Below are 25,393 nucleotides of genomic sequence, written 5' to 3'. Positions count from 1 at the left end.
CCTGCGGGGCTCGCTCCGAGGCCATGCACTGGAAGGGGTCCGGACCATCTCCCCAGACCACCCACACACAGCTTTATTCAGTATTCTTATATAACGCACGGTGGACTACGTGCCCCAACGTACGTTCGAGGCCCCGTGTCCCCGGCCCCAGACCGATCCCCCACCGCCAGCGACGAACTCCGCGGGGCCCTACGCGGAGCCCACCTGTTCAACGCCGCCAGAACGCCGGCACTACCGGACCATCCGCGCGAGGCCGTAGACAGACCCTCAACATCACCGCTTGAGTACACTATTACTTCAGCTTCACCGCCCAGGCCGACAGACGACTGGATCCCCAATTCGACACCAACGCTGACGCTTTCGGTGCCTAATCCAGGAAAATCACCCCTCAGGACATCAGGCCTCCACCCGCGTTTGACGCACAGATCTTACTATTTAGTATACGCTTATCCCGATCAGCGTAATCAGGCGAAGATAGGATGGATAGACCGTGTACGAGTACGACAAGTTCTTCGTCGGCGGACAATGGGCCGCCCCCACTGGATCGAACCGACGTGACATCGTCTCGCCCGCGACCGAGGAGGTGGTCGCGAGCATTCCGGAGGCCACCACAGCCGACATCGATGCCGCCGTGACGGCGGCACGCGCCGCCTGGGACGCTCGGACCTGGCGCGACGCCCCAGTACGTGAGCGCGCCCAGAAGATCCTGGCCCTCGCCGACCTGCTCGACGGCCGCGCCGAAGACCTCGCCAGGCGCGTGACCGCAGAGATGGGCCAGCCGATGAGCCTTTCCACACGCAGCCAGGCCACGGCCATTCGCCTGATTCGTTCCTTCGTCGATGCGCTGGACCACATAGTCTTCGAGGAGCGTCGGCAGGGCCCGTCGGGTCCGGCAACAGTGCGTCGGGAGGGCGTCGGTGTGGCCGCAGCCATCTCGCCATGGAACGGCCCCTTCTTCCTCTCGGTGATCAAGGTGGTCCCGGCGTTGCTCGCCGGGTGCTCGGTGATCGCCAAACCTGCAGACAACACCCCACTGAGCGGTTACGTGCTCGCCGAGGCCGCCGCCGAACTGGACCTTCCTGACGGCGTACTCAGCGTCATTCCCGCCGGCCGCAAAGTCGGCGCACACCTGGTGGCCCAGCGCGGCGTGGACAAGGTCAGCTTCACCGGTAGCACCGTCGCTGGACGAGCGATCGCCTCGGTCTGCGGTGAGCAGCTCAAGAGCGTGAGCCTCGAGCTGGGTGGCAAATCCGCCGCAATCGCCTTGGACGACGTCGACCTGTCGGTACTTGTACCCGCGATGGTCGCCGGTGCCTTCTACAACACCGGCCAGGCCTGCACCGCACTGACCCGCCTGGTCGTGCATCGCTCCCGTTACGAGGAGGTGGTGGACTCCATGGTCACCGCCGCCAAGGGCATGGTCATCGGCGACCCGATGGACCTCGCGACGCAGATCGGCCCCCTGGCCAGCGCCGAACAACGTGACCGGGTGGAGCGCTATATCGAGATCGGCAAGTCCGAGGCGACCCTCGCCTGCGGCGGCGGCCGCCCCGCGGATCAGGCCAGGGGATTCTTCGTCGAACCGACCATTTTCACCGACGTCCACAACGACATGCGGATCGCCCAAGAGGAGATTTTCGGCCCGGTACTGTCGATCATTCCGTTCGACGGCGGCGACGATGAGGCCATCGCCATCGCGAACGGCACCGCTTACGGGCTACACGGTGCGGTGTTCACACAAGACGCCGAACGCGCGGCCCATGTCGCGAAGCGGGTCGAGTCCGGGACCTTCACCATCAACGGGTACGTGAACAATCCAGCTGCTCCATTCGGCGGAGTCAAGGCCAGCGGGCTCGGCCGCGAATTCGGCGCCGAAGGCATAGCGGAGTACCTCGAGTTCCACACGATCAACGACCCTCACGCGAGCGAATGATCGTTCGCCCGTGGATATATCAGAAATCAATCAGTTCGGTCACGCACGATCCCTCAGCAGCATGGCGAGCCGTCTTCCATCCCGTGCCCGGCACACCTCGAACCTGGTGCTGACTGGCACCGGCGGATTGTCTCCCTTGTCATGACCGTTCGTCTGGCGATCACCCTGGGTCGGCTCAACCCGACGTCGTGGCGCGAGACCGCACTCGTCGCCGACCAGCTCGGCTTCGATGCGATCTTCGTTTCCGATCATCTCGTAGCACCGGCACAGATCGCGGGTTCGCTGCATGGGTCTTACGACTCGCGTCTGGTGGCACCGGATACACCGCTGTACGACCCGCTGGGCTACTGCATGTATCTGTCCGGCATCACAGAGAAGATCCAACTCGGCACCTACGTGTATCTCCGCGGACTGCGGCATCCGTTCGTATCCGCTCGCGCGGCGGCCACTCTCGACCAGGTGAGCGGCGGCAGGGCGTTGCTCGGCGTTGGCAGCGGCTGGCTGACCAGCGAATTTACGGCCGCGGGCGTTCAGCCCTCCGATCGAGGGAGCCGGCTCGAAGAGGCGATCGCCGTGTGTCGGCGGCTGTGGTGCGAGGATCGGATCGAGCACCGCGGGGAACACTGGTCGTTCCCGACGGTGGGGTTCGCTCCGAAACCGGTTCGGCCGAAAGGGGTTCCGATTCTGGTGGGAGGAGAATCGAACCGAGCCCTCCGTCGAGCCGCCGGGCTCGGAGACGGCTGGATGGGCATGGACGGACATACGCCTGCCACCGCAGCCACCAAGGTTGCGCGTCTGCGCAGGCTTCGCGAAGAAGCCGGGCTGGCCACCGAACCATTCGAGATCACAGTTGGTGGTGCGGTGCGCACCGCGGATGACTACGCCGCTTGGGACTCGGCAGGAGTCGATCGGCTTGTGATCACACCGTGGACATCATCCCGGACGGCAGTCCGCGAACTGCGTGAGTTCGCCTCGGCAATCGGAATGCCAGCCGATTCGAACTGAAGTTCCGCATGGTGCCGTATGGCTACCACGGCCAAACCACCTCACCGCGCTCGTCGGTCAGCGTCACGGTGGCCTCGACCAAAGCCTCCCCGCGGTCGGTCCGGTAGACCACGCCTCAGGGAACGCAAGCAGCAGACGCGTGAAACGTTGCGCTGCAGATTTATTCGCCTCTGTGCGCCGTTACGCGGATCGAGCCGATGGAACACTGGTCGATCGGATCGCCACCCGTCCAGCCGAGGAGTATCCACGGCAAGCGGTTCACCGGGCGGTCACAGGGAGCATTCGCCGCCTGCAGGAGCGCCCAACCTGGCGGGAGCACCAAGTACTGATGCGCAGAAATCTCCGGCTGATCCCGACAGCTGTCGCCGACAGCCGCGACAGATCATGGTCGAAGACTGTGAGATTTCATGAGATCGCGTTCCGGGCAACGGAATGCCCCCAGTCTGCGAGCAGCGCACGGAGTCCGGTGATCAGCGAGAGCGGCTGGTCCAGCATCGGGTGATGGCCCGCCTCGGGTATCTCCACCACCGGCGCGCGCCGCCCGAGCAACTCGTACATATCGTCGCTGATCGTGCGGGTCAGGAGGCCGTGTTCGGCACGCAGCAGGGCGACACGGGTGCCGACGCGCCGCAGCATCTCGCGGTGCGGCCGGGCGTTGCCGAAGATTCTGGGATCGAAGCGCCATTGCCATCCTTCGGCTGTTCGGATCACAGAGTGCCGGGCGATGTGGTCGACCACGTAGGGCAATGAGTGTGGCTGATCCGGAACGGTGCGGAAGTGCCCGAGCGCAGTGTCCAGGTCGGGATACGCGCGCAGCGGCCCGAACGCCTTCTGGCGCGAGGCCTCGATCTCTTCCGGGCTGCGCTCGCGAATGGGCGAGTCGATCACAATGACTCCGCCCAGCCGATCGCCAGCTTCCGCACCGGCGTTCAGACTCACCCAGCCGCCCATACTGTGCGCGATGACGACCGGACGCGGCCCCAGATTCGGAAGAGCACAAGTCGAAAGCAACTCCGCTGTCCACGATTCCACGCTATACCCGGCTCGGTGACCGCTGTTGCCGTGCCCTGACAGATCGATCGTGACCGTCCGGTAGTCACCGAGCATCGGCGCCACATGATCCCACCAGTGCCCATGAGCACCGCCGCCGTGCACGAGCACCAGACCGGGCGCGCCGATCCGCCCCCACCAGCGCAATGCGATCCGCGCGCCATCCACCGAAATGCGCTGTTCGACCCGGGGTTGTGCGACCGATCGCGCGAACCACTCCGGAGTCTCGGACACGAGAGCATCAGAGGTCACATGAATCACTCACTCAGTGTACTGAATGAGTCGCAACCACGGGCGTAACGCACGAACAGTACGTGGCTGTTCCCGAAACTTCGCCATCAATCAGGTGTCGCTATGGTAGAACAGTATCCTAATATATCGCTGATGTAGAGGCGTCCGCCGTGACGCCTTCCAGTAGGACGAACGAGTGGGAGGTCGACCATGCCAGTGGTCGTCTATGTGTTGCCCAGTGGCGAACGCCGGGAGATCGACGCCGAGGAGGGCCAAAGCGTCATGGAGACCGCGGTCGGCAATCTTGTTCCCGGGATAATCGGCGATTGCGGGGGTTCCCTGGTCTGCGCCACCTGCCACGTGTACGTCGACGATGCGTGGACGAGCCGCTTGTCATCCGCATCCGACTACGAGCAGGACATGCTCGAATGCACGGCAGCCGAACGCACCGACCGCAGTCGGCTGTCCTGCCAGCTCGAGTGCAAATCAGAGCTTGACGGCATCGTGGTTCACGTGCCGGAGGAACAGTGAGCGAGAACGGCGACGCAGCAGGACCGCAGCGCGTGGTCATCGTCGGCACTGGTCAGGCCGGCGCCGACACGGCGACCGCATTGCGCATGGCCGGTTATCCTGGCGAGATCGTGATGATCGGCGAGGAGCCGACGCTGCCGTATTCGCGCCCGCCGCTGTCCAAGGCCTACCTACTGGGCGATGTCGATGTTGAACACGTCGCGATCCGGCCTGCCGATATCTATGAGCAGCAACGGATTCGAGTCATCACCGGAACGACCGTCACCGCCGTGGAGCGGGCCGGCAAGGCCGTCGTCCTCGCTGACGGCGAACGCATGCAATACGACAAGCTGGTTCTCGCGACCGGCGGCAGGGCGCGGCAGCTGCCGCAATCCGCCACGATCGGTGCGCAAAACATCCACACTCTCCGCACGCTCGAGGACGCCGACCGGTTGCGCGATCGGTTGACGCCTGGAGCACATGGCGTCGTCATCGGCGGCGGCTATATCGGCCTGGAATTCGCGGCGGTGGCGCGGTCGAGGGGTGTGCGCGTGACCGTCTTGGAGGCTGCCAACCGAATACTCGCCCGAGTCACTGCTCCCGTGATATCCGAGTTCTTCGAACGGATCCACCGCGACGCCGGCGTCGAGATTCTCGTCGACGCACAGCTCGACGGCTTCGAACTGAACGACTCGGGAGACGTCGCTGCCATCAGGCTTGCCGACGACACTCGGATCGACGCCGATTTCGTGCTGCTCGGAATCGGGTTGGCGCCACGGACGGAGCTGGCGGCCTCGGCCGGGCTTCCGGTCGACGACGGCATCATCGTCGATCCCGCCATGCGCACTTGGGATCCGGACATCTACGCCGTCGGGGACGTGGCCCGCCATCCCGATCCGGACCGCGGCGGAACGCGCAGGCTCGAATCGGTGCCGAACGCGTCAGCACAGGCTCGCATCGCCGCCGCCGCCATCGCCATGAATCGCCGCCCAGCCGACGCGCCACCGTGGTTCTGGTCGAACCAGTACGATCTCCAACTCCAGACGGTCGGCATGTCCACCGGCTACCACCGCGCGGTCGTCCGAGCCGATGCAGAGAACGACCGCGCGATCACCGTCTTCTACCTCCGCGACGGAGTTGTCGTAGCCGCAGACGTAGTGAACCGGCCGGCCGACTTCGCCGCAGCGAAGAAGCTGGTCTCAGCGAATGCGGTGGTCGATCCAGTCCTGCTCGCCGACACATCGATCCCGCTCCGGACCCTTGTCTCCGCAGCCCGGCAATCGGCATGAGGCGACAGGCGTCCGAAGCCGGACCTACCAGCTCCGCTACGCCTGCTCTGCGCCGACGCCGTCTACCACGGTATACCTATTCAACCGCTGCCTGCCGTGGAAAGCGGTGCGTTCCGATCATTTCAGTCACGCTGCGAGACAGAACATTCCGCGTTGACCGCGCGAAGCAGAAAGTCGACCAGATCGCGGATGTAGCGGGCTGCCGTGTCGGGCAGCTGGTACCGGAGATGCGCAGGGGTGGCCTGCACATGCATGGTCACGGCGCCGCACAACATGTCGAGCAGCAGCGTGACCGACGTGTCGGGAGGCAGCTCGCCTCGAGCGATCGCCCGGCGCACCAAGGCACGAGCCGCCACGATCTGCGATTGACGAATCGTGCGCCAACGTTCGCCGATCGCCGGAATTTCGTCTGCCTCGACCCCCAGGCGCATCGTCGCGCGGCCGTTCGGCCCCATGTACTGCCGCATGACCTCTTCCGCCAGACGGACGAGATCGGTGCGGACATCACCGGTTTCGACGTCTTCGATTGCTCCGAGCCGATTGAGCGCGTCGATCAACAGGGCTTCACCGGTCGGCCAGCGCAGGTAGATCGACGCCTTTCCCACACCCGCCGCCTTGGCCACCTTTTCGACGTTGAAGCCGCCCCAGCCGGCAGCACCGTACAACTCCAGCGCGGCCTCCAGCACACGACGATCCACCTCCGGATCACGCCGTCGGCCCGGTCCCGTTGTGGTCATCGTCCTACCTTCCAGGGTGGGTTCTCGTCGCAAGCACAGCATTGCCATACGACACCGTTCAGTATAGCCTTGAGCGATTGCTAGACGGTGGCGTTCGGTAATTGGTGAGGCCTTCGAAATCTCCGCCGGCGGTTCTCATGTACGGAATGCACAAGGAGCGTGCCCAACGATGAGCAGCGACATCACCCCCCAGCGCTTGAAGACCCTCTTCCGCCCGCGCAGCGTCGCCCTGGTCGGGGCTTCGGACAAGTCGATGTTCTCGGCTCGGGCCTATCAGAATCTCGTCGACTTCGGATTCGCCGACAGCACCTTCCTGGTGAACAGACGTGGGGTGGACGTGCATGGGCAACCGACAGTTCCGACATGTTCGGATATCGGCCAGGATGTGGACGTCGCGTTCATGCAGGTGCCGCAAGCCGGCACGCTCGCCGCTCTCGACGATGCGGCGTCGGCGGGAATCCGCAACGCGGTAATCCTGTCCTCGGGCTACGGCGAGGCCGGGCCGGACGGGCGACGCGCCCAGCGGGAATTGGTAGAGCACGCGAGGTCGCTCGACATGCTGTTGCTCGGCCCCAATCACCTCGGGTTCGCGAATTTCGTCGACCATGTCCCGGTCACACCGGTTCCGGGGCTCCCGCACAGCACCGGTCACGTGGCGCTGTTGTCGCAGTCCGGTGCCAGTTCCGCGGCCATGGTCGAATTCGCAACGATGGCTGGCGCCTACCTGTCCTACATGGTCACCCTCGGCAACGAGGCCATGATCACCGCTGGTCACGTGCTCGACTTCCTAGTCGACGACGAGGCGACCAAGGCCGTTGCGATCTTCATGGAGACCATTCGTGAGCCTGGCGTATTCGCAAACGCCGCACGACGCGCAGCGGCGGCCGGGAAAGCGATCGTCGTTCTGAAGGCCGGCAGCAGCGAGATGTCGGCGCGCACGGCCGCCGCTCACACTGGCGCACTGGTCGGCGACGACCGCGTCGTCGACGCGGTATTCCGCGAACTCGGGATCATTCGGGTCGATTCGATCGAGGACATGATGATCACCGCAGCCGCGGCCGCAAACCTCGGCAAGCTCAGCGCCCCCGGTATCGGCTGGGTTTCCATTTCCGGCGGCGCATGCGACATCATCGCGGACCGTTCCGAGGATCTCGGTGCAACATTGTCCGAATTCTCGGCGTCAACTCAGGCACGATTGCGGGATATCCTGCCGGACTACGGAACTGTGCACAATCCTCTCGATGTCACGGGTGCGGCTGTGATCGACTCGTCGATCTTCACCAAGACGGTCGAAGCGATCTCGGACGATCCCGCGATCGGCGTGGTGGGGGTGATCAGCGGAGCCCCATGGGAGTCCACCGGCGGAAATTACCCCGCGCAGTACCTGCTCAACGCCATCGGCGCCGCCGAAGCTACCACGCCGGTGACCCTCGTCAACCAGGTCATCCAGCCGATCACCGCTTACACCAAATCCGTTCTGGCCGAGGCGAAGATCGACCACCTCATCCCGGGTCTGCGGCAATCCGTGGTGGCGCTCCGCAATTTGGCGTGGTGGTCGGCGACCGTCGAGTCGGTCCGGCCGGACGCCGCGAATCCCGTCGAGATCACGACCACCGTGGCCCGGACGGGCGCATGGTCGGAGTCGACCGCACGCGGCGTCCTGTCAGGAGCTGGAATACCGGTCGTTTCCAGCGAATTGGTGACCAGTCCACAAGAGGCGGTGAAGGTAGCGGCCGGATTCGCCGGACCTGTCGCGCTGAAAATCGCCTCGCCCGATGTTCTGCACAAGAGCGACATCGGCGGTGTGGCACTGAACATCTCGGGCGACGCCGAGGTCGCCGCTGCCTACGATCGGATCACCGCCGCGGCCGCCACAAACGCGCCGGAAGCCAAGCTCGAGGGCGTGTTGGTCTCACCGATGCGCTCCGGCGGTACTGAACTGCTCGTGGGCGTGGTCCGCGACCCACAGTGGGGCCCGGTGCTCGCCGTGGCGATCGGCGGCATTTTCGTCGAGGTCCTCGACGATTCCGCGCTGGCGACGCTACCGCTGTCGGCCGGACGAGCGCGCCGGTTGCTGGACCGGTTGCGCGGGAAGGCTCTTCTCCAGGGCGTGCGCGGAACCGCTGCCGCCGATCTCGATGCGCTCGCCGCCGTGATCGCCCGGACCAGCGATCTCGCACTGGCGCTCGGCGACGGCCTCGAATCGCTCGAGATCAATCCGCTGCGTGTGGATGGTTCCACCATCGAAGCACTCGATGCCGTCATCACTTGGACCCCCGCTCACAACAACCCCGAGGAGGCGTGAGAGATATGAACATCGACCCACACACACCGGTCCTCGTGGGCGTCGGCCAAGCGGCCGAACGGATCGACGATCCCTGCTACCGAGCACTGTCCGCGGTCGAACTGGCCGCTGCGGCCGCACGGGCGGCGTTGAGCGACACGGGAGCCGACGCCGAAACCATCTCAGCGCGAATCGATACCGCGGCCGGCGTCCGGCAATTCGAGATTTCCACCCCCGCTGCAGTGGCGCCGCTGGGAAAATCCGACAACTATCCCCGGTCGGTCACCGATCGCATCGGCGCTGACCCCCCGCGCGCGGTCCTCGAGGTCAGTGGCGGCCAGTCACCACAGCACCTGATCACCGAGCTTGCCCGAACCATCGCTGCCGGAAAGTCGAACGTAGCAATTGTTTTCGGCTCCGAGGCGATCTCCACCACACGACATCTCGCCAAGGCCGACCAGCGCCCCGATTTCACTGAGCAGCGCGGCGGACAACTGGAAGACCGCGGCTACGGCCTCAGCGGACTCGTATCTCGATACGGGGCGGCGCACGGTCTGACCGACGCGCCCAGCCAGTACGCGCTCCTCGAAAACGCCCGACGCGCTCGGCTCGGACTCTCCCGCGACAGCTACAGCCGGAGCATGGGTGAGCTGTTCGCACCATTCACCCGGGTAGCCGCCAAGAACCCCTACGCGGCCGCCCCGGTCGAACGCAGCGCGGCCGAACTGACCGCCGTCGATGATCGCAACCGCATGATCGTCGAACCCTACCCGCGGTTCCTGGTCGCTCGCGATCAGGTCAACCAGGGCGCCGCAGTTCTGCTGATGTCGGTAGCGGCTGCTCAGGACCTCGATGTCCCCCAGGACAAATGGGTATTTCTGCACGGCCATGCGGACCTGCGGGAGAAGAATCTACTCGAACGCCCTGACCTCGGTATCGCACCGGCAATGGTTCGCGCTGCCGAGCACGCGCTGGAGATCGCCGGTATCGGCGTCGATCAATTGCACACGATCGACCTGTATAGCTGCTTCCCGATCGCAGTGTCAGCGATCTGCGATGGCCTCGGCCTGCACTACGACGATCCCCGCGGGCTCACCCTCACCGGCGGGCTGCCGTTCTTCGGCGGCGCGGGCAACAACTATTCCTTGCACGCGGTCGCGGAAACCGTTGCGCGCCTGCGCTCCGCGCCCGGCAGCTACGGCTTCGTCGGCGCGAACGGCGGGACCCTCAGCAAGTACTCAGCAGCGGTGTACTCGACCACCCCTGCCGCGTGGCGCGATGACCGCAGCGAGGTGCTACAGCGGCAACTGAATTCGGTTCCGCCCGTGGAGGTCGCGACAAGGGCCGACGGCCCTGCGACGATCGAGACGTACACGGTCAAATACACTCGCAGCGGCCCAACCGGGATCGTCGTCGGGCGTTTGGACGACGGCCGCCGCTTCCTAGCGACCGTTGCACCGCAGGACACCGACCTGATTGCCCTCCTGGCAACCGGCGATCCGGTGGGACAACGGATTTTCGCTCACTCCTCCGGCCACGGCAATGTCGTCACCCGGACTGCGGAGAAGATGAACGAGCTGCTCCCGCAACGGGTTCCAGCACTGCGCCAGTTGTATGAATGCACTGAGGTTCGACGGAACGGTCACATCCTCGAGATCACGATCAACCGTCCCGAAGCCCGCAATGCACTCACCCCTGACGCGAACGAGGAACTGGACGAGATCTTCGACGCGTATTTCGCCGACCCGGAACTTTGGGTCGCCATCATCACCGGTGCGGGCGAAAAGTCCTTCTGCTCCGGAAACGATCTGCGGTACTCGGCCGGCGGCAAGCGGGTTTGGATGCCCAACAACGGGTTCGCCGGCCTCACCAACCGCCGCGATATGACCAAACCTGTCATCGCCGCGGTCAACGGTTTCGCTATGGGCGGCGGGTGTGAGATCGCGCTGGCCTGCCACCTCGTTGTCGCCGATGTGACGGCTCAGTTCGCACTCAGCGAAGCCAGAGTTGGTCTGGTCGCCGCAGCTGGCGGCCTCGTCAGGCTCCCCCGGACCATTCCGCCGAAGATCGCTACCGAACTGATCCTCACCGGCCGCAAAATTCCTGCCGAGCATGCCCATCAGCTCGGGCTGGTCAACCGGGTTGTCCCCGCGGGCACCGCATTGGACGCCGCCCGGGAGATGGCCGCCGAGATACTCGCTGTATCCCCCACATCGGTGCGCACCTCGTTGCAGATCATGAACGAGACCAGCGGCATCAGCGATGTGGTCGATGCGGTGGACCATCCCTCGCCGGCTCTCGACGATCTGCTGGCCAGCGAGGACATGATGGAGGGGCTCCGCGCGTTCGGCGCCAAACGCCCACCACGCTGGAAGAACCGCTGACAGGTCCGGCCTCCAGCCGAAGCGTCGCAGCAGCGTAGATACCCGTTGACTACCGCGAATACCGATCTCATTGGAGCTCAGATGATCAACTGACGGCCCTTTAACTTATTAGCCAGTGTTATTACCAGTCTAAGCGACCGTCCCCATCCCGAGCCGATACAGGCGTTCTGCGGGTCGGACAACGCAGCCCACAGATCGGGCTGCACTTCCTGACATTACATACGTTCCGCCCCGACCCGGGTGCCGAACTACCTAGAAGTTTCGAGGATCTGCGAGATATGGCCTACGTGATCACCCAGCGTTGTTGCAACGACGCCAGCTGCGTACCCGAGTGCCCGGTCGATTGCATTCGTCCCACTCCGGGGCAACCCGAGTTCGCGACGACCGAGCAGCTGTACATCGACCCCGACACCTGCATCGACTGTGGTGCGTGTGTGGATGCCTGCCCGGTGGAGGCCATCTTCTCCGAGGACGATCTGACCGCGTCGCTGGCTCGTTTCCGCGATATCAACGCCGCCTACTTCCAGCGGCACCCGCTGGAGTCGAATTTCGACCCGCTGGTGAACCCGGCGCGCCCACCCAAGGAGCTGGGCACGCTGCGGGTGGCGATCGTCGGCGCCGGGCCCGCGGCCTGCTACGCCGCCGACGAGTTGCTGCGCCGCGCCGATGTCGAGGTGGAGATGTTCGACCGGCTGCCCACCCCGTGGGGTCTGGTGCGCGCCGGTGTGGCTCCGGATCATCCGGGCACCAAGTCGGTGTCTGCCATGTTCGAGAGCGCGTTCCGTCGTGACGCCCTGCAGTACCGCCTGAATGTCGAGGTGGGTAAACACATCTCGCATGAGGAGCTGCAGGCTCATCACCACGCGGTGGTCTACGCCGTGGGCGCCTCCACCGACCGCCGCCTGGACGTGCCGGGTGAGGATCTGCCCGGAAGCCATTCGGCGACCGAGTTCGTGGCCTGGTACAACGGGCATCCCGACTACGCCGAGCGCAGTTTCGACCTGTCCGGACAGCGGGTGGTGCTCGTGGGTAACGGCAACGTCGCCCTCGATGTCGCACGCGTGCTGACGCTGTCGCCCGAGGAGCTGGCCAAGACCGATATCGCCGACCACGCGCTGGACGCGCTGCGTGACAGCAATATCCGTGAGGTGGTGGTGCTGGGCCGGCGTGGGCCGCTGCAGGCCGCCTACACGTCGGCGGAGTTTTTGGCGCTGGGGCATCTGAAGGGCGTCGATGTAATCATCGACCCGGCCGAGCTGGAGTTGGATCCGGCCAGCCAGGCGCTGCTCGACGATGCCGATATCGAGCCGTCGCTGCGGTTGAAGTACGAACTGGCCCGCGAATACGCGGCCAAGGCCGCGAATCCGGACAACAAGCGCATCGTGTTCCGCTATCTGGCCTCACCGACCGAGATCCGCGGTGCGGGTCACGTCGAGGAGCTCGAGTTGGTGCACAACGAACTGATCTCCGAGGACGGGCGCGTGGTGGCTCGGTCCTCGGATCGCCGCGAGACGCTGCCGGCGTCGATGGTGCTGCGGTCCATCGGCTATCGCGGTGTGCCGATCGCGGATCTGCCGTTCGACGAGCGCGCCGGGATCGTGCCCAACGAGCACGGCCGCGTCGTCGCCGACGGCGCCCACGTCACCGGTGTCTATGTTTCGGGCTGGATCAAGCGCGGCGCGCGTGGCGTGATCGGTTCCAACCGCGTCGATGCCACCGAAACCGTTGAACAGCTGCTCGAGGACTTCACCTCCGGCAAACTGGCTGCGCCGCAAAGAGATCGGGCCGCGCTCGAGGCCCTGCTCGCGCAGCGTCAGCCCGACGCCGTCGGCCGTGACGGCTGGAAGGCCATCGACGCGGCCGAGAAGAGCGCCGGCAAGTCCGGCGGCCGGCCGCGGGTCAAATTCACCACCATCGAGGATCTACTCAGAACCGCACACGGCTGAACACCGGCTCTTTCGGACCCTCCCGCGCGGGAGGGTCCGAAAGTCCCCGGCACCGCGCCACCAATCTCACAACCCGCAACACCTCGTTGTCGAGATCCTGAGCCAACCCAACCCGGTCGGTCTTGACAATCAACCTGCCCGCCGCGGATGTTGCCGTGCCCGAACAGCTCTGACACCTCCGACCATCACGCCGTATTCGACGTTCCGGTCGGTGAACGTGTCACCGAACACCACCAGGAAGGTTCGGCTACTGCCGCTGTCGTCAGTCCTCGATCGATCCGGCGAGGTGTTCGGCGGCCTCGAGATAGTCCTGCGTGAAGTCGAGAACAACCTCGCGGGCGGGCTTGATCTTGTTCATGAGGCCGACGCCTTGGCCGACCCCGTATGTGGCCAGTTCCCGAGCCCCTTTGTCACCCTCTTCGGCCAAGCCGTCGATCCGAATCAGGTGTTGAGTACACTTACACGCCGTTATCCAGTGAGTATGTGGGAAAATTCCCAAAAATTCTCCATAAAGAGTATCCTTATAGTACCTTCATGTGAAGCATGTCACTGGCAGTTAGGCACAACAATGACCAGCACTGAACGAACCACGGGCACAGCCTGGGAAGCGTTCGCGGATGTCGATCTGGATGCTGAGTACGAACACGCGCTCAAAGCGCCCGACCCAGCCGTTTCCGATCCGCACCCCGTGTACGACGAGCTACGCGCCGAGTGCGCGGTGTACCGGGGGGACGTCCTCCAAGACATTTTCAAACTGCCGTACTCGATGGCGAACCGGGGCGGGGGCGACCGGAAAGTGTTCACCTTCCTCACACACGAGGCGTGCACGACGGCGTATCGCCACCCCGAAGTCTTCTCCTCGACGATCCTGCAAGAGACCATCGGCAAGGTCATGGGCAACAGCCTCATCACCTTCGACCCGCCGGAGCACACCCGGTTGCGCAAGCTGCTGTTGGAGACATTCAACAAGAAGCAGCTCGGGCACTGGCGCGACGACATCGTCGATCCTGTGGTCGAGCACCTGTTCGCCCGGTTCTCCGGTCGTGGTTCGGCGGAACTCATGCGTGAGTACGCGTTGCAGTTGCCGATCCGCGTCATCCACGACATCATCGGGCTGGCACCCGAACAGTTCGACGAGTTCCAGCGGCTCGCGGTCGGGCTCCAACTCGCGAAGACGCGCCCCGAGATCGGTGCGGCGGCATCGGAGCGACTGTGTGAGCTGTTGAGCGAGGTCATCGAGGTACGCCGCCGGGATCCGGCGAACACCACGGTGGACGTTCTGCTCAATGCACGAGTGGACGGCGAACGCCCGCTTGCCCATGAGGAACTGCTCGCCTTCCTCCGGGTGCTACTCGTCGCCGGCGGCGAGACAACCACCCGGGGCCTCGGTTCGCTGCTGGTCGGGTTGCTCAACGACACCGCGCAACTCGATCGGCTCCGCGAGGACCGCGGCCTGTTGGCGCAGGCGATCGAGGAAGCGATCCGGTGGGAGTCCCCCACTCAGTTCAATTACCGCATCACCACACAGGATATCGAGATCGACGGCGTCGACATTCCCGCGGGTTCCGGTATCAATCTGTGTATCGCGGCCGCCAACCGGGACCCCGCGCGCCATGAGGATCCGCATCGATTCGATATCGGCCGGAAGTCGCGCGGCCATCTGGGCTTCGGCTTCGGCGCGCACGCGTGCATCGGCATGCACGTCGCCCGGACCGAGATCACCCTCGCCATGAATGCCCTGCTGGACCGTCTACCCGGGTTACGCATTGCGGCGGGCCATCCCCCGCTCAAGGTCGAAGGAACGACCTTCCGCAACCCCTCTGTCATCCCTGTCGAATGGGACAACTGACCCCGAATCGTCGAAACCCGATTGTGGGCGCCGAATCGGCGGTACCAGTTGCCCGCCCTGCGACCGAGTCGTCGCACAGGCTCCTCAAAATTCATCCCCCGGGGAACCGCCACCGGTAGCGCGGAACTCCGCTGATCTCCGGTGCTCCCGATCCCTACGCCGGCCACGCGGTCCCGATCGGCGCACCCACATCACACATCGGAGCAAATATGACCCAGAACATCGCCACCTCGAACGACATCTTCACCCGCACCGAGCTCTTCATCGGTGGACGGTGGACCTCGTCCGCATCGCGCGGAACGATCGAGATCGTCAATCCCTATACCGAGAAGGTGATCGGAACCGTTCCGGAGGCCAATACGGCCGACACCGACGCGGCCATCGCCGCCGCAGTCGCAGCTGTACACAATAATCCTTGGCAGAAAATGTCTTTCGTCGAGCGCGGTGCCGTGCTCGGCAAGGTCGCCGAGGGCCTCGTCGCCCGCAGCGATCAGGTGCTCACCACCTACACACAGGACTTCGGCGGGGTCCGGGCTTTCGGGACGTTCATCGCCGCCCAGGCCGCGCAGGTCTTCGCCGAGCACACGAAGTTCGCCGAGCAACTGGTGGCCGAGGAGTGGCGGGAGAACGGCGGCGAGCGCAACCTCATTCGGCGCGAACCGGTAGGCCCGGTGCTGGCCATCGTTCCGTGGAACGCCCCGTTGGTCTTGGCCGCGGTCAAACTCGCCCCGGCGCTCCTGGCCGGATGCCCGGTCGTCGTCAAAGCCCCGACCGAGGATCCGACGGTAACGTTCATCCTCGCCGAGGTGCTGGCCGAAGCCGGCGTGCCCGAGGGCATGGTCAGTATCCTGCCCGGGCGGCGCGGTTCCCTCGGCGATATCGCCGGCCGTCCCGAGTTCGCCCACGTCGCCTTCACCGGGAGCACCGCCTCCGGCCGGACGATCATGCATTCGGCGGCGGACAACATCACCGATGTGACGCTGGAACTCGGCGGCAAATCCGCCGCGATCTTCCTCGAAGACCTGGATCCGGCGCAGGGGGCACAGCTGGTCGTCGCCGGATCGCTCGCCCAGTCCGGACAGGTCTGCACCACCTATTCACGACTGCTGGTTCCCGCCACGCGCAAAGACGAATGGATCGGCGCGCTGGTGGCGACCTTCCAGGCGCTGCCCATCGGCGATCCGGACCATCCGGACACCGTCATCGGGCCACTGGTCAATGCCGGTCACCGCGCCACCGTCGAAGGTTTCATCGACAGTGCTCGCAGCGAGGGTGCGACGATTCTCACCGGCGGCAAGCGGCCCGATCTTCCGCACGGCTACTTCGTCGAGCCCACCTTGATAACCGATGTCACGCCCGATATGCGGATCGTGCGGGAAGAGGTCTTCGGTCCGGTCATCACCGTGCAGACCTACACCGACCTCGACGAGGCGGTAGCGATTGCCAATCAGACCGAATTCGGCTTGGCCGCCGGTATCTTCACCACCGATACGGAAGCCGCCATGAAACTGGCGCCGCGGCTGGAAGCCGGCAATGTCGCGATCAACAACTTCGGCGCATGCCTGGTTCAGCCGTTCGGCGGCTACAAGAAGTCCGGTCTCGGCCGCGAGGGCGGCATCGAGAACGTAGAGCACCTCCTTGCTTTCAAGCAGGTGCGTATGCCCATGGAACTGCCGCTGTAGGTATCGGGGAAGGTCGCGGGAAACGGCGTGAGCGGACCGTTCGCGATCCCACCGACCCCGCGCCCCGCGCCCCGCGCACAGCCCAGATCATTTTCTAGGAGTATCAATGAAGATCGATGCAGCCGTCTTGTTCGGCACCCAGGAGAAGTACCAGGTGCGGGAGATCGAACTCGATGGTCCCCGCGACACCGAGGTGCTCGTGGAGTTGACGGCATCGGGCCTGTGCCACTCCGACGATCACGCGGTGACCGGCGACGTCCCCGCATCGTTTCCGCTCGTGGCCGGGCACGAGGGCGCGGGCGTCGTGGTCGAAGCCGGCAAGCAGGTGACCGGTCTGAAGGCCGGCGACCACGTCATTCTGCACCCGGTGCCCAATTGCGGCCGATGCCGCTGGTGTTCGATGGGCAAGGCGTATCTCTGCGACGACGGCGCCTTCGCGCTCACCGGCCACGCACCGGACGGCTCCTGGCGCCGCCGGATGGACGGCCAGAATATCGGTGCCTACTGTCAACTGGGCACCTTCGCGCCGATGACGACCGTTTCACAGAATCAGGTCGTCAAGATCGACGACGACATCCCGCTGCACGCCGCGGCGCTCATCGGGTGTGGCGTGACCACCGGCTTCGGCGCGGCGTCCAAGGTCGGTGCCGTTACCGCGGGAGACGTCGTCGTGGTTGTGGGTGTGGGCGGAGTTGGTACCGCCGCGGTCCAAGGGGCGCGGGTGTCCGGTGCGGCCGTGGTGGTGGCGGTGGACCCGGCCGAGTTCCGCAGGACCAAGGCACTCGAACTCGGCGCCACCCACGCTTTCGCCACGATCGAGGAAGCCACCGCGGTGGTCGGCGATCTCACCCACGGGGTGATGGCGGATGTCACGATCATCGCCGTCGGCGTGTTCCACGGCGAGGATCTGGCGGGGATCCTCGGGCTCACCGCCAAGAGCGGGCGTTGCGTGCTGACCTCGATCTCCCCGGTGCACGAAACGACCGCGAATGTCTCGCTGTTCGATCTGGGGATGATGAACAAAACGCTCGTCGGTCATATCTTCGGCTGCGGGAACCCGCGTGCCGACTTCCCCCGGCTTCTGGATCTCTACCGATCCGGTGATCTCCGGCTCGATGAGATGATCACCACCCGCTACAGCCTCGATCAGATCAACGACGGCTACGCCGCCATGCACGCGGGCACCACCGTCCGCGGCGTGGTCGCCTACAAGTAGCGGACGGGTCGCGAGCACAGCGACGCGGCGGCGCCCCTGGCTTCAGGGAGCGCCCCGCGTCGATTGCTTTTCACAGGTCCCCGCGGCCGATCGAGGAAGGCACAACGACCGCAGCCGGGGCCGGCCATGGCCGGCCCCGGCTGCGGTGCGCTTCCGGTCAACTCCGAGCGGCCGCCGATGCCTGCAGAGCGATCTCGATATAGATCAGCTCCATCAAATGTTCCGAGGTCTTCTGGAACAGGTCGACCACGGTCGGCTGCGCGACCAGGAATGCCGACGGTGCCCACGATCCGTCGGCGGCTTGGCGCCGGACGAACCACTCGCCCATCCGGACCGTCCAGGGCAGCATTCCCGAGGACGGGTCCGCGGCGAGCACGCTCGCCGCTCCCCAGCCGAATTTGCAGATCTGCACCTGCCCCGGGTCGTCGAACTGCGCGGGGGTTCCCTCGACATTGAGGGACAGATACGAGCGCGCGAGATCCAGGGCAGCGCGGTCCTGCGTCTGCTGTGCGTAGCCGGCAAGGAATGCGGCGGCGATGCCAGGATTGAAATAGGTCTGACGCTCCTTGCTGTAGTCGGCGACGTAGAGCCACCGTTGCATGCCGGAGACGTCGGTGACGATCCCGTCGCCGCGCCAGCTGCTATACAGACAACCGGGCTCGGGTTGCGCCTCCCATTGCCGCCGTAGCCACCGGTAGATCCGCTCGGAGTGTTCGCGACGACCACAGACGAGCGACGAGATCCCCAGCTGACCGGTCTTGAGTACGTCCTGCTGCGGGTCGGTGGCGAAATCGCGATGTTCGTAGGCGCCGCCGGAGACCGGATCGGTGAAGTAGTCCAACCGGTGGTTGATCACGCCGGCCAGGTCGTACCTGCCCAGTAGCCATCCGCCGATCGCCAGTGCAGACAGGAAATAGACAGGACTGCTCGCCCCGCCGCCGCCGTAGGGTCCCTCACGCAAGTCCCCCTCGTCGGTCAGCGCGGTGCGTTCTGCCCATCCCAGCAGTGCCGACGCGGCGTCCGGCGCGCCCCCGAGAGCCAGCGCCCAGGGACCGCGCCACCAGCCGATGCCGAGTTCGGCGCCCGCGGGGGTGCCGTCGTCGGCGACGTGATCGGTCAACCAGCCGACCGCACGTTCGCGAGCCGTCCGAATCCTGGCCAGCCCGTCGTCGGTCACGGCGTCGGGCCACCAATCGCCGGAGTCCACGGAGGGCGGAGTTTGGGGAGAAGTGGTCATATTGTGCTCCTCGAAAAGGTCGGGCGTGCGCTCATCGCGCGATCAGGCTGTACTTGACCGAGAGGTACTCGTGGATTCCTTCGATTCCGCCCTCTCGGCCGAACCCTGATTGTTTGATCCCGCCGAAGGGTGCTGCGGCGTTGGACACGGCTCCGGTGTTGATCCCGGTCAATCCGGTTTCCAGCCGGTCGATCAGCCGATGCGCACGCGACAGATCCGTGGTGAAGGCATAACTGGCCAATCCGAACTCGGTGTCGTTGGCAAGCGCGACGGCCTCGTCCTCGGTGTCGAACGGCACCACGGCCAGGACCGGCCCGAATATCTCCTCACTGAGCACGGCACTGCCCGCCGGCACCTCACCCAGCACAGTCGGCTCGTAGAACGAACCCGGCCCGGAGACCTCGTGCCCACCAAGCAGCACCTCGGCGCCGCGGTCGACGGCATCGGTGACCAGCCGGTGCACGCGAGCGCACGCACGGTCGTCGATCAGCGGCCCGATCGTGACACCGTCGGTGAGCCCGTCACCCACGATCATCGCGCCGACCCGCTCGACCACGCGCTCGGTGAACTCACCGGCGACCGCGCGCTGTACGAGGAACCGGTTCGCGGCGATGCACGCTTGACCGATGTTGCGGAACTTGGCCTGCATCGCCCCGTCGACGGCCGCGTCCAGGTCGGCGTCGTCGAAAACGAGGAACGGGGCGTTACCGCCGAGTTCCATCGAGGTCCGCAGGACATTCTGCGCGGCCTGGGCGATGAGTATCCGGCCGACCTGCGTCGACCCGGTGAAACTGACCTTGCGCAGCCGCGGGTCGGCCATGATTTGCGCGCAGACGGCGGCAGCCGAGCCGGTGGTGACCACATTGACCACGCCGGCGGGCAGGCCAACCTCGACCAGTAGCTCGGCGAACAGCAGGGTGGTCAGGGGGGTCTGTTCCGCAGGTTTGATCACCACAGTGCAGCCGGCTGCGAGTGCGGGGCCGATCTTGCGGGTGGCCATGGCCAGTGGGAAGTTCCACGGTGTGATGAGCAAGCACGGACCCACCGGACGGTGACCGACAACGACTGTGCCGGTACCCTCCGGATTGGAGCCGTAGCGGCCGCTGATCCGGGGCGCCTCTTCTGCGAACCAGCGCAGGAACTCCGCCGCGTAGGTCACCTCGGCGCGAGCCTCGGCCAGCGGCTTGCCCATTTCGAGCGTGATGAGGGTGGCGAAGCGTTCCCGGCGCTCGGTCAGCAGATCGAACGCGCGACGCAACAGCTCGGCCCGGTCTCTGGCCGGAGTGGCCGCCCATTCTTCCGACGCCGCGACTGCGGCGTCCACCGCCGCAATGCCGTCCGCGACGCTCGCGTCGGCGACATCGGCCAGAAATCCGCCGGTGGCAGGGTTGTCAACGGTCGACGTTCGCCCTCCTTCGGCCGCAACCCAGGTTCCGCCGACGAACAACTCACCGGTGTGCGCGGGAAGAGCGGATGCCGTGGCCACGCGCGCGGGAGCCACGCCGTTCATCGCGCGGCCACCGGGGTGGGCGCGGCACCGGCGAACAGCGATTTCAACGAAACAGCAATGTCGGTAACCAACTCGGGTGGGGCGGATCGCCCCGCGGCCAGTGCGGACTTCACAGCCATGAAGTCGCGAGCGCTGTTGACACACTCCCCGGCGATGAGCCGTCCCCGCCGGTAGTACAGCGCGGAGAACTGCTCCGAGGCAGGGTCACCGCGCACAACCGTGTGGTCGTAACCGTCCATCAGGCCTGCTACCTGCAGCTTCAGATCGAACTGATCGGACCAGAACCAGGGGATGGCACGGTAGGGGCGAGGAGAACCCACAATGCTCGATGCGGCACTCTTCGCCTGTTCGATGGCGGTGTTCACCGACTCGAAACGCATGTGGCCGGTTCCATTGGACACTGGGCACGGGTAGCAGGCGCAGTCTCCGGCCGCGACCGTACTCCTGTCCGAGGCAACGCCGAACTCGTCCACGACGACGCCGTTGTCCACCTGCAGGCCCAGCGCGGCGGCCAGCTCGACATCGGGCGTGACACCGATCCCGACCACCACCACGTCGGCCCGCAGTACAGTTTCGTCGCTCAGCACCACGGCCTGTACCCGGCCGTTACCGTCGTCGAGGAATTCGATGGGTGTGGTGCCGAAACGCAGGTCGATACCACGGCGAGTGTGCGCGCCACGGAAGAACTCGCTGGTGGCCTCGCCCACGGCGCGCCCCATCAGACGGTCGTCCCGGGTCACCACCGTGACGTCCATGCCGCGCCGACGTGCGGTCGCAGCGACCTCCAGACCGATGAATCCGCCGCCGATCACCACCAGACGCTCGGCGCCGCCGAGGCGCTCGCGCAGGGCCAGCGCATCGTCGACGTCCCGGAGCCCGCAGATTCCACGCAGCCGGCTGCCCGGAATCGACAACTCGCGCATCCGGGCGCCGATGGTGAGCGCCAGCCGCCCGTACGGTAGCTCCGCCCCGGAATCGGTGACTGCCACACGCGTTGCGGGGTCCACGGCAACGACCCGTTCGCCCGGCCGCACGTCGATTTTCCGGGCGGCGAAGAAATCCGCGCTACGCAATTCCAGCGATTCCGGTTCGACGGTGCCGGCCAGGAGTGCTTTCGACAGCGGCGGCCGCTGGTAAGGCAGTCGGCGATCGGCTCCCACGAGGGTGACGGGCTCGTCGTAGTCCATATCGCGCAGGGAGCAGGCGAGCTGCACGCCGGCCTGCGATGCCCCGATGATCAACGTCCCGTGGTGTGCAGCCATGTCCGTGCCACTCACTCTTGACATTCGGGAGTGGTCACGTGGAGATCGCCGAGGTCCTCGGAAACCATGAGCTGACAAGCCAATCGGGAGTTCTCGGTGCGGTCGACCGCGGTGCCGTCGAGCATGGCGTCTTCCATATCGGAAACATCGGGCAAGCGGTCCGCGTCGGCGCTGTCCACAAAGACGTGACACGTCGCGCAGGACAGGACACCGCCACAGTCACCGACGATTTCCCGGACCCCGTTGCGAACGGCGGTCTGCATGACGGATTCGCCGACCGTGGCGACGATTTCTTGCTTCTCGCCCGTCGAGGACGTGAAGGTGATGGTGGGCATGGAAAGGCTCGCTATCTTGTCGGCGCCGCATCCCCGGCGGCGCGGTCGAACGGAAACTGCTGGTCTACGGCCGGGGCCGGGCCTCGGCCGGCACCGTGGTGTCGAAGGGCTCGAAGGTGGCGGGCACCGTGTCGTAGCCGATCACCCCGGTTTTGGTCGGGTACTCGACCACCTTGGCCGGATCGATGGCGAAGTCTGGGATCCGGCGCAGGATCTCCTCGAGCATGATCCGCATCTCCAGCCGGGCGACGGGCGCACCGAGGCAACGGTGGTTACCGGTACCGAAGGCGAGGTGGTCCTTCACGTTGTCCCGGTCCATGTCGAATTCCAGCGGGTTCGGGAACTTGCGCGGATCGCGGTTGGCGGCGCTGTTGGCCATGAAGACACGCTGACCTTCCCGGAAGGCGAAACCGTGGAAGTCCAGGTCGCGGGTCACGGTGCGGGCGGCGCCGACGCCGGGTGTGAACAGACGCAGGAACTCCTCCACTGCCTTCGGCACCAGCGACAGGTCGGCCCGGAGCTGTTCGCGCAGTTCCGGATGGGCGGCGAGGTACTGCAGGATATGCAGCATCGTGGTGTTGGTGGTGTCGGTGGAACCGAAGGTCAGGCCGTTGAGGATCGTCTGCGCCTCGAGCGCGGTGACGGGCTGACCGAGGATCGAGCCGCGCATCAGCGCGCTGGCGACATCGTCGCGGGGATCTTCCTTCCGCTCAGCGCAGAGCTGGAAGATCTTTTCCTGCGTGGCCCGGAAGCGCTCCAGCGGAAAGTCCGGCGAACCGAACCCCGTCAGGCCGATGGCGTGCACGGTTGCCGCGAAATCCGCCCAGGACGCCGTGTCCACGCCCAGGAGCCGGCAGGCCATCTTCGTGCTGACCGACGCGACGAACTGCGCGAAATCGAGCTCACCGAGCGCGGCCACCGCGTCGAGCGATTCCACCGCATGACGCCGGATCTCGGCCTCGTAGCCGCGCACGGCCTTCGGCGTGAAGAACGGCGCCTCCAACGCGCGAACCTCGGTGTGCAGCGGTGGATCGGCCTCGGTCGGGACGAAACGCGAGGGCGCCTCCGGGATGGAGAAACCTGTTCGGCGGCTTCGCGTCTCGCGGCCGGTGGTCCGGTCGGCGAACGGATCCCCCGCCACATCGTCGTGCGTCGAAGAGAAGCGCTCCCAGTCGGAATAGACCTCGCGGACTTCTTCGTAACCCGCCACGACCCAGTAGCCGCCGTGCGCCCGGTTCCAAGCGATCGGAGTCTCGGCGACCAGCTTGTTGAGTACTTCGTAGAGATCGGCTGTGGATATCGGGACATGCAGATCGAGGTCGATCTCCACGGGCTGCTGTGTGCTTGTCACTGGGGACTCCTTCGTCCGGAAATGGGTCGCAACACGTCCAAAGTGTATCTTCGTGTCAGTAGCTGTCAATAGATGATTCTGTGGAAATACCACCCTTCAATACCAGCTCATAAGGCATATCCATTGATTAAACCTCGAACCAATCCAGCCTGTATGAAGAACCTATTGTCATAGACTGTCAGGTTGGCTTACGCTCTCGAACACGCGCCGCGCCGGCGACGCCAGACAACGATGTCCACAGAAAGGACCCCCATGACCGAGTTCTCCGTCGAGAGTCTCCGCGACGCCCTCACATCCGACGCCGAGCTGCGTTACAAGCTCAACGGCTTCCGCGGCCGGTATCGGATCGTCGTCGACGAAGTACAGGCCGATGTTGTCGTGGACCACGGGACGATCACGAGCGTGGGCCCCGTCTCGGGCGAGGCAGAGCTGACCCTCACCGTCCCGGCAGCCGTGCTCGCCGACGCCGCACTATCCAAGCCCGTCCCCGGGACCGAGGCTCCGCAGCTGGCCGCCTCGCGTGGTGTGACCGTCGCCGGTGACCTGTTCTCCGCTGTGGCTCCCTACTCCGGGGCGACATCGCGCATCTATGAGCTGCTCCGGCAACTGAGCGGAGCCACCGAGAACGCGCTCCCGGCCGGCGGTGAGACCCTGTTCGAAGAGACGGATACGGCGGTCGGCCGCTACGTGTATGTGACCGTGGACGGGGTGCGATACCGCACCTACTACGAGGAGGCCGGCACCGGAGACCAGGTTCTGCTGCTGCAGCACACCGCGGGCGCGGACGGTCGCCAATGGCGGCATCAGCTGGCCGACCCCGAGTTCCAGTCGCGCTTCCGGATGATCGCCTACGATCTGCCGTTTCACGGGCGCTCGCTCCCGCCGACAGCGCAGCGCTGGTGGGAACAGACGTATCGACCCACCCGCGAGTGGCTGATGGACTTCGTCGAGGCCTTCTCCGATGCACTCGAGCTCGAACGCCCCTCGTTCATGGGGTGCTCGGTCGGCGGCCAGCTCGCCCTCGACCTCGCGGCGTACCGCGGTGAGCGGTTCGGGGCGTTCTTCGCCCTGAACGGCACCCTCGACAACGCGCTGGACGGTGACCCGCACATCGCCGGGTTCAATGATCTGTGCCGCGACAACCGCGTATCCACCGAACTGTACGCGACCGGTAACTTCGGAGCGACCTCCCCGCTCGCCCCGGAGCCCTACCGCCGCGAACTGTACTGGATCTACCGATCGAACTTTCCCGGTGTCTACGCGGGAGACAACGACTACTTCCTGACCGGCCACAACCTCACCCGCGGCGACGTCGCCATCGACACCGACCGCAACCCCGTGTACGTGCTGGCCGGCGAATACGATCCCGTCGCCACCGATGCCGAGCACGGCGGGCCCGCCGTCGCGAAGCGGTTCCCGGGCGTGGTCTACCAGGAGCTGGAAACCCTGGGCCATTTCGCCCCGACCGATGACCCGCTGGGCTTCCGCGCCGTCCTGCCCACTCTCACAGAAGGAATCGGGCGACTCGGCGCCGCAGACCTCTGAGCCTTCTCCTGGACGGGGAGCATCATCCCCGGCCGGA

General features: G+C 65.5%; 18 protein-coding genes and 1 pseudogene. 11 read left to right on the top strand and 8 right to left on the bottom strand.

The window, feature by feature from the left end; translation table 11 throughout:
- Positions 1-490: 490 nt before the first annotated feature.
- Together ACGF7Y_RS32190 and ACGF7Y_RS32185 are read left to right on the top strand one after the other, a co-directional pair.
- The gene (locus ACGF7Y_RS32190) at positions 491-1,933 is read left to right on the top strand and encodes an aldehyde dehydrogenase (RefSeq protein ID WP_195065965.1); all 1,443 of its coding nucleotides are present in this window, start codon (positions 491-493) and stop codon (positions 1,931-1,933) included.
- A 141-nt stretch (positions 1,934-2,074) separates the two neighbouring features.
- Positions 2,075-2,938 (top strand): TIGR03619 family F420-dependent LLM class oxidoreductase, encoded by an 864-nt coding sequence (locus ACGF7Y_RS32185; protein WP_393240429.1) that lies wholly within the window; start codon positions 2,075-2,077, stop codon positions 2,936-2,938.
- Positions 2,939-3,343: 405 nt separating this feature from the next.
- Here ACGF7Y_RS32185 and ACGF7Y_RS32180 read toward each other — a convergent pair whose 3' ends face one another.
- The gene (locus ACGF7Y_RS32180; RefSeq protein ID WP_393240461.1) at positions 3,344-4,093 is read right to left on the bottom strand and encodes an alpha/beta fold hydrolase; all 750 of its coding nucleotides are present in this window, start codon (positions 4,091-4,093) and stop codon (positions 3,344-3,346) included.
- Between the two features lie 336 nt (positions 4,094-4,429).
- On the opposite strand from ACGF7Y_RS32180, the gene ACGF7Y_RS32175 reads away from it, so the two are divergent.
- Positions 4,430-4,750 (top strand): 2Fe-2S iron-sulfur cluster-binding protein, encoded by a 321-nt coding sequence (locus tag ACGF7Y_RS32175; protein WP_195065963.1) that lies wholly within the window; start codon positions 4,430-4,432, stop codon positions 4,748-4,750.
- Positions 4,747-6,018 (top strand): FAD-dependent oxidoreductase, encoded by a 1,272-nt coding sequence (locus ACGF7Y_RS32170; protein WP_324195993.1) that lies wholly within the window; start codon positions 4,747-4,749, stop codon positions 6,016-6,018. The genes ACGF7Y_RS32175 and ACGF7Y_RS32170 overlap by 4 nt, the downstream gene beginning before the upstream one ends.
- A gap of 122 nt (positions 6,019-6,140) precedes the next feature.
- On the opposite strand, the gene ACGF7Y_RS32165 is transcribed toward ACGF7Y_RS32170, so the two are convergent.
- Positions 6,141-6,704 carry a TetR/AcrR family transcriptional regulator gene (locus ACGF7Y_RS32165; RefSeq protein ID WP_321210138.1) on the bottom strand — a complete coding sequence of 188 codons (564 nt, stop codon included), beginning with the start codon at positions 6,702-6,704 and terminating at the stop codon, positions 6,141-6,143.
- A 220-nt stretch (positions 6,705-6,924) separates the two neighbouring features.
- Here ACGF7Y_RS32165 and ACGF7Y_RS32160 point away from each other — a divergent pair, with 220 nt between their 5' ends.
- The 3 genes from ACGF7Y_RS32160 to ACGF7Y_RS32150 all read left to right on the top strand — a co-directional run bounded on the left by ACGF7Y_RS32160 (position 6,925) and on the right by ACGF7Y_RS32150 (position 13,369).
- Positions 6,925-9,060 carry an acetate--CoA ligase family protein gene (locus ACGF7Y_RS32160; protein ID WP_393240425.1) on the top strand — a complete coding sequence of 712 codons (2,136 nt, stop codon included), beginning with the start codon at positions 6,925-6,927 and terminating at the stop codon, positions 9,058-9,060.
- 5 nt (positions 9,061-9,065) lie between these two features.
- Entirely contained in the window at positions 9,066-11,423 is a 2,358-nt protein-coding gene (locus ACGF7Y_RS32155; RefSeq protein ID WP_393240458.1) for an acetyl-CoA acetyltransferase, read from the top strand.
- A gap of 278 nt (positions 11,424-11,701) precedes the next feature.
- Complete coding sequence (locus tag ACGF7Y_RS32150) at positions 11,702-13,369, top strand: FAD-dependent oxidoreductase (RefSeq protein WP_393240422.1); 1,668 nt, start codon at positions 11,702-11,704, stop codon at positions 13,367-13,369.
- A gap of 262 nt (positions 13,370-13,631) precedes the next feature.
- On the opposite strand, the pseudogene ACGF7Y_RS32145 reads toward ACGF7Y_RS32150, so the two are convergent.
- Positions 13,632-13,814 (bottom strand): annotated as a pseudogene (locus ACGF7Y_RS32145) (nitronate monooxygenase); the annotation flags it as partial.
- A 36-nt stretch (positions 13,815-13,850) separates the two neighbouring features.
- On the opposite strand from ACGF7Y_RS32145, the gene ACGF7Y_RS32140 reads away from it, so the two are divergent.
- The 3 genes from ACGF7Y_RS32140 (at position 13,851) to ACGF7Y_RS32130 (ending at position 18,116) form a co-directional block, all read left to right on the top strand.
- Entirely contained in the window at positions 13,851-15,218 is a 1,368-nt protein-coding gene (locus tag ACGF7Y_RS32140) for a cytochrome P450 (RefSeq protein WP_195065958.1), read from the top strand.
- A gap of 209 nt (positions 15,219-15,427) precedes the next feature.
- Complete coding sequence (locus tag ACGF7Y_RS32135; RefSeq protein WP_195065957.1) at positions 15,428-16,900, top strand: aldehyde dehydrogenase family protein; 1,473 nt, start codon at positions 15,428-15,430, stop codon at positions 16,898-16,900.
- A 106-nt stretch (positions 16,901-17,006) separates the two neighbouring features.
- Positions 17,007-18,116 carry an NDMA-dependent alcohol dehydrogenase gene (locus ACGF7Y_RS32130; RefSeq protein ID WP_195065956.1) on the top strand — a complete coding sequence of 370 codons (1,110 nt, stop codon included), beginning with the start codon at positions 17,007-17,009 and terminating at the stop codon, positions 18,114-18,116.
- 157 nt (positions 18,117-18,273) lie between these two features.
- Here ACGF7Y_RS32130 and ACGF7Y_RS32125 read toward each other — a convergent pair whose 3' ends face one another.
- The 5 genes from ACGF7Y_RS32125 to ACGF7Y_RS32105 all read right to left on the bottom strand — a co-directional run bounded on the left by ACGF7Y_RS32125 (position 18,274) and on the right by ACGF7Y_RS32105 (position 23,811).
- Complete coding sequence (locus tag ACGF7Y_RS32125) at positions 18,274-19,353, bottom strand: hypothetical protein (protein ID WP_195065955.1); 1,080 nt, start codon at positions 19,351-19,353, stop codon at positions 18,274-18,276.
- A 31-nt stretch (positions 19,354-19,384) separates the two neighbouring features.
- On the bottom strand, positions 19,385-20,863 hold the full coding sequence (locus tag ACGF7Y_RS32120; protein WP_195065954.1) for an NAD-dependent succinate-semialdehyde dehydrogenase: 1,479 nt from the start codon (positions 20,861-20,863) through the stop codon (positions 19,385-19,387).
- On the bottom strand, positions 20,860-22,125 hold the full coding sequence (locus tag ACGF7Y_RS32115; protein ID WP_393240417.1) for an NAD(P)/FAD-dependent oxidoreductase: 1,266 nt from the start codon (positions 22,123-22,125) through the stop codon (positions 20,860-20,862). Before ACGF7Y_RS32115 ends, ACGF7Y_RS32120 begins: the two co-directional genes overlap by 4 nt.
- A gap of 11 nt (positions 22,126-22,136) precedes the next feature.
- Complete coding sequence (locus tag ACGF7Y_RS32110; RefSeq protein WP_195065953.1) at positions 22,137-22,460, bottom strand: 2Fe-2S iron-sulfur cluster-binding protein; 324 nt, start codon at positions 22,458-22,460, stop codon at positions 22,137-22,139.
- 64 nt (positions 22,461-22,524) lie between these two features.
- Positions 22,525-23,811, bottom strand: a complete 1,287-nt coding sequence (locus tag ACGF7Y_RS32105; RefSeq protein ID WP_393240414.1) for a cytochrome P450 — start codon at positions 23,809-23,811, stop codon at positions 22,525-22,527.
- Between the two features lie 252 nt (positions 23,812-24,063).
- Between ACGF7Y_RS32105 and ACGF7Y_RS32100 the strand changes: the two genes are divergently transcribed.
- Entirely contained in the window at positions 24,064-25,356 is a 1,293-nt protein-coding gene (locus ACGF7Y_RS32100) for an alpha/beta fold hydrolase (protein ID WP_195065951.1), read from the top strand.
- Positions 25,357-25,393: the final 37 nt, after the last annotated feature.

Origin of the sequence: Nocardia sp. NPDC047654, assembly GCF_043205035.1 — a bacterium.
Lineage (GTDB): Bacteria > Actinomycetota > Actinomycetes > Mycobacteriales > Mycobacteriaceae > Nocardia.
Note: the sequence above shows the minus strand (reverse complement) of the source record. Positions and strands in the feature narration are given on the sequence as shown.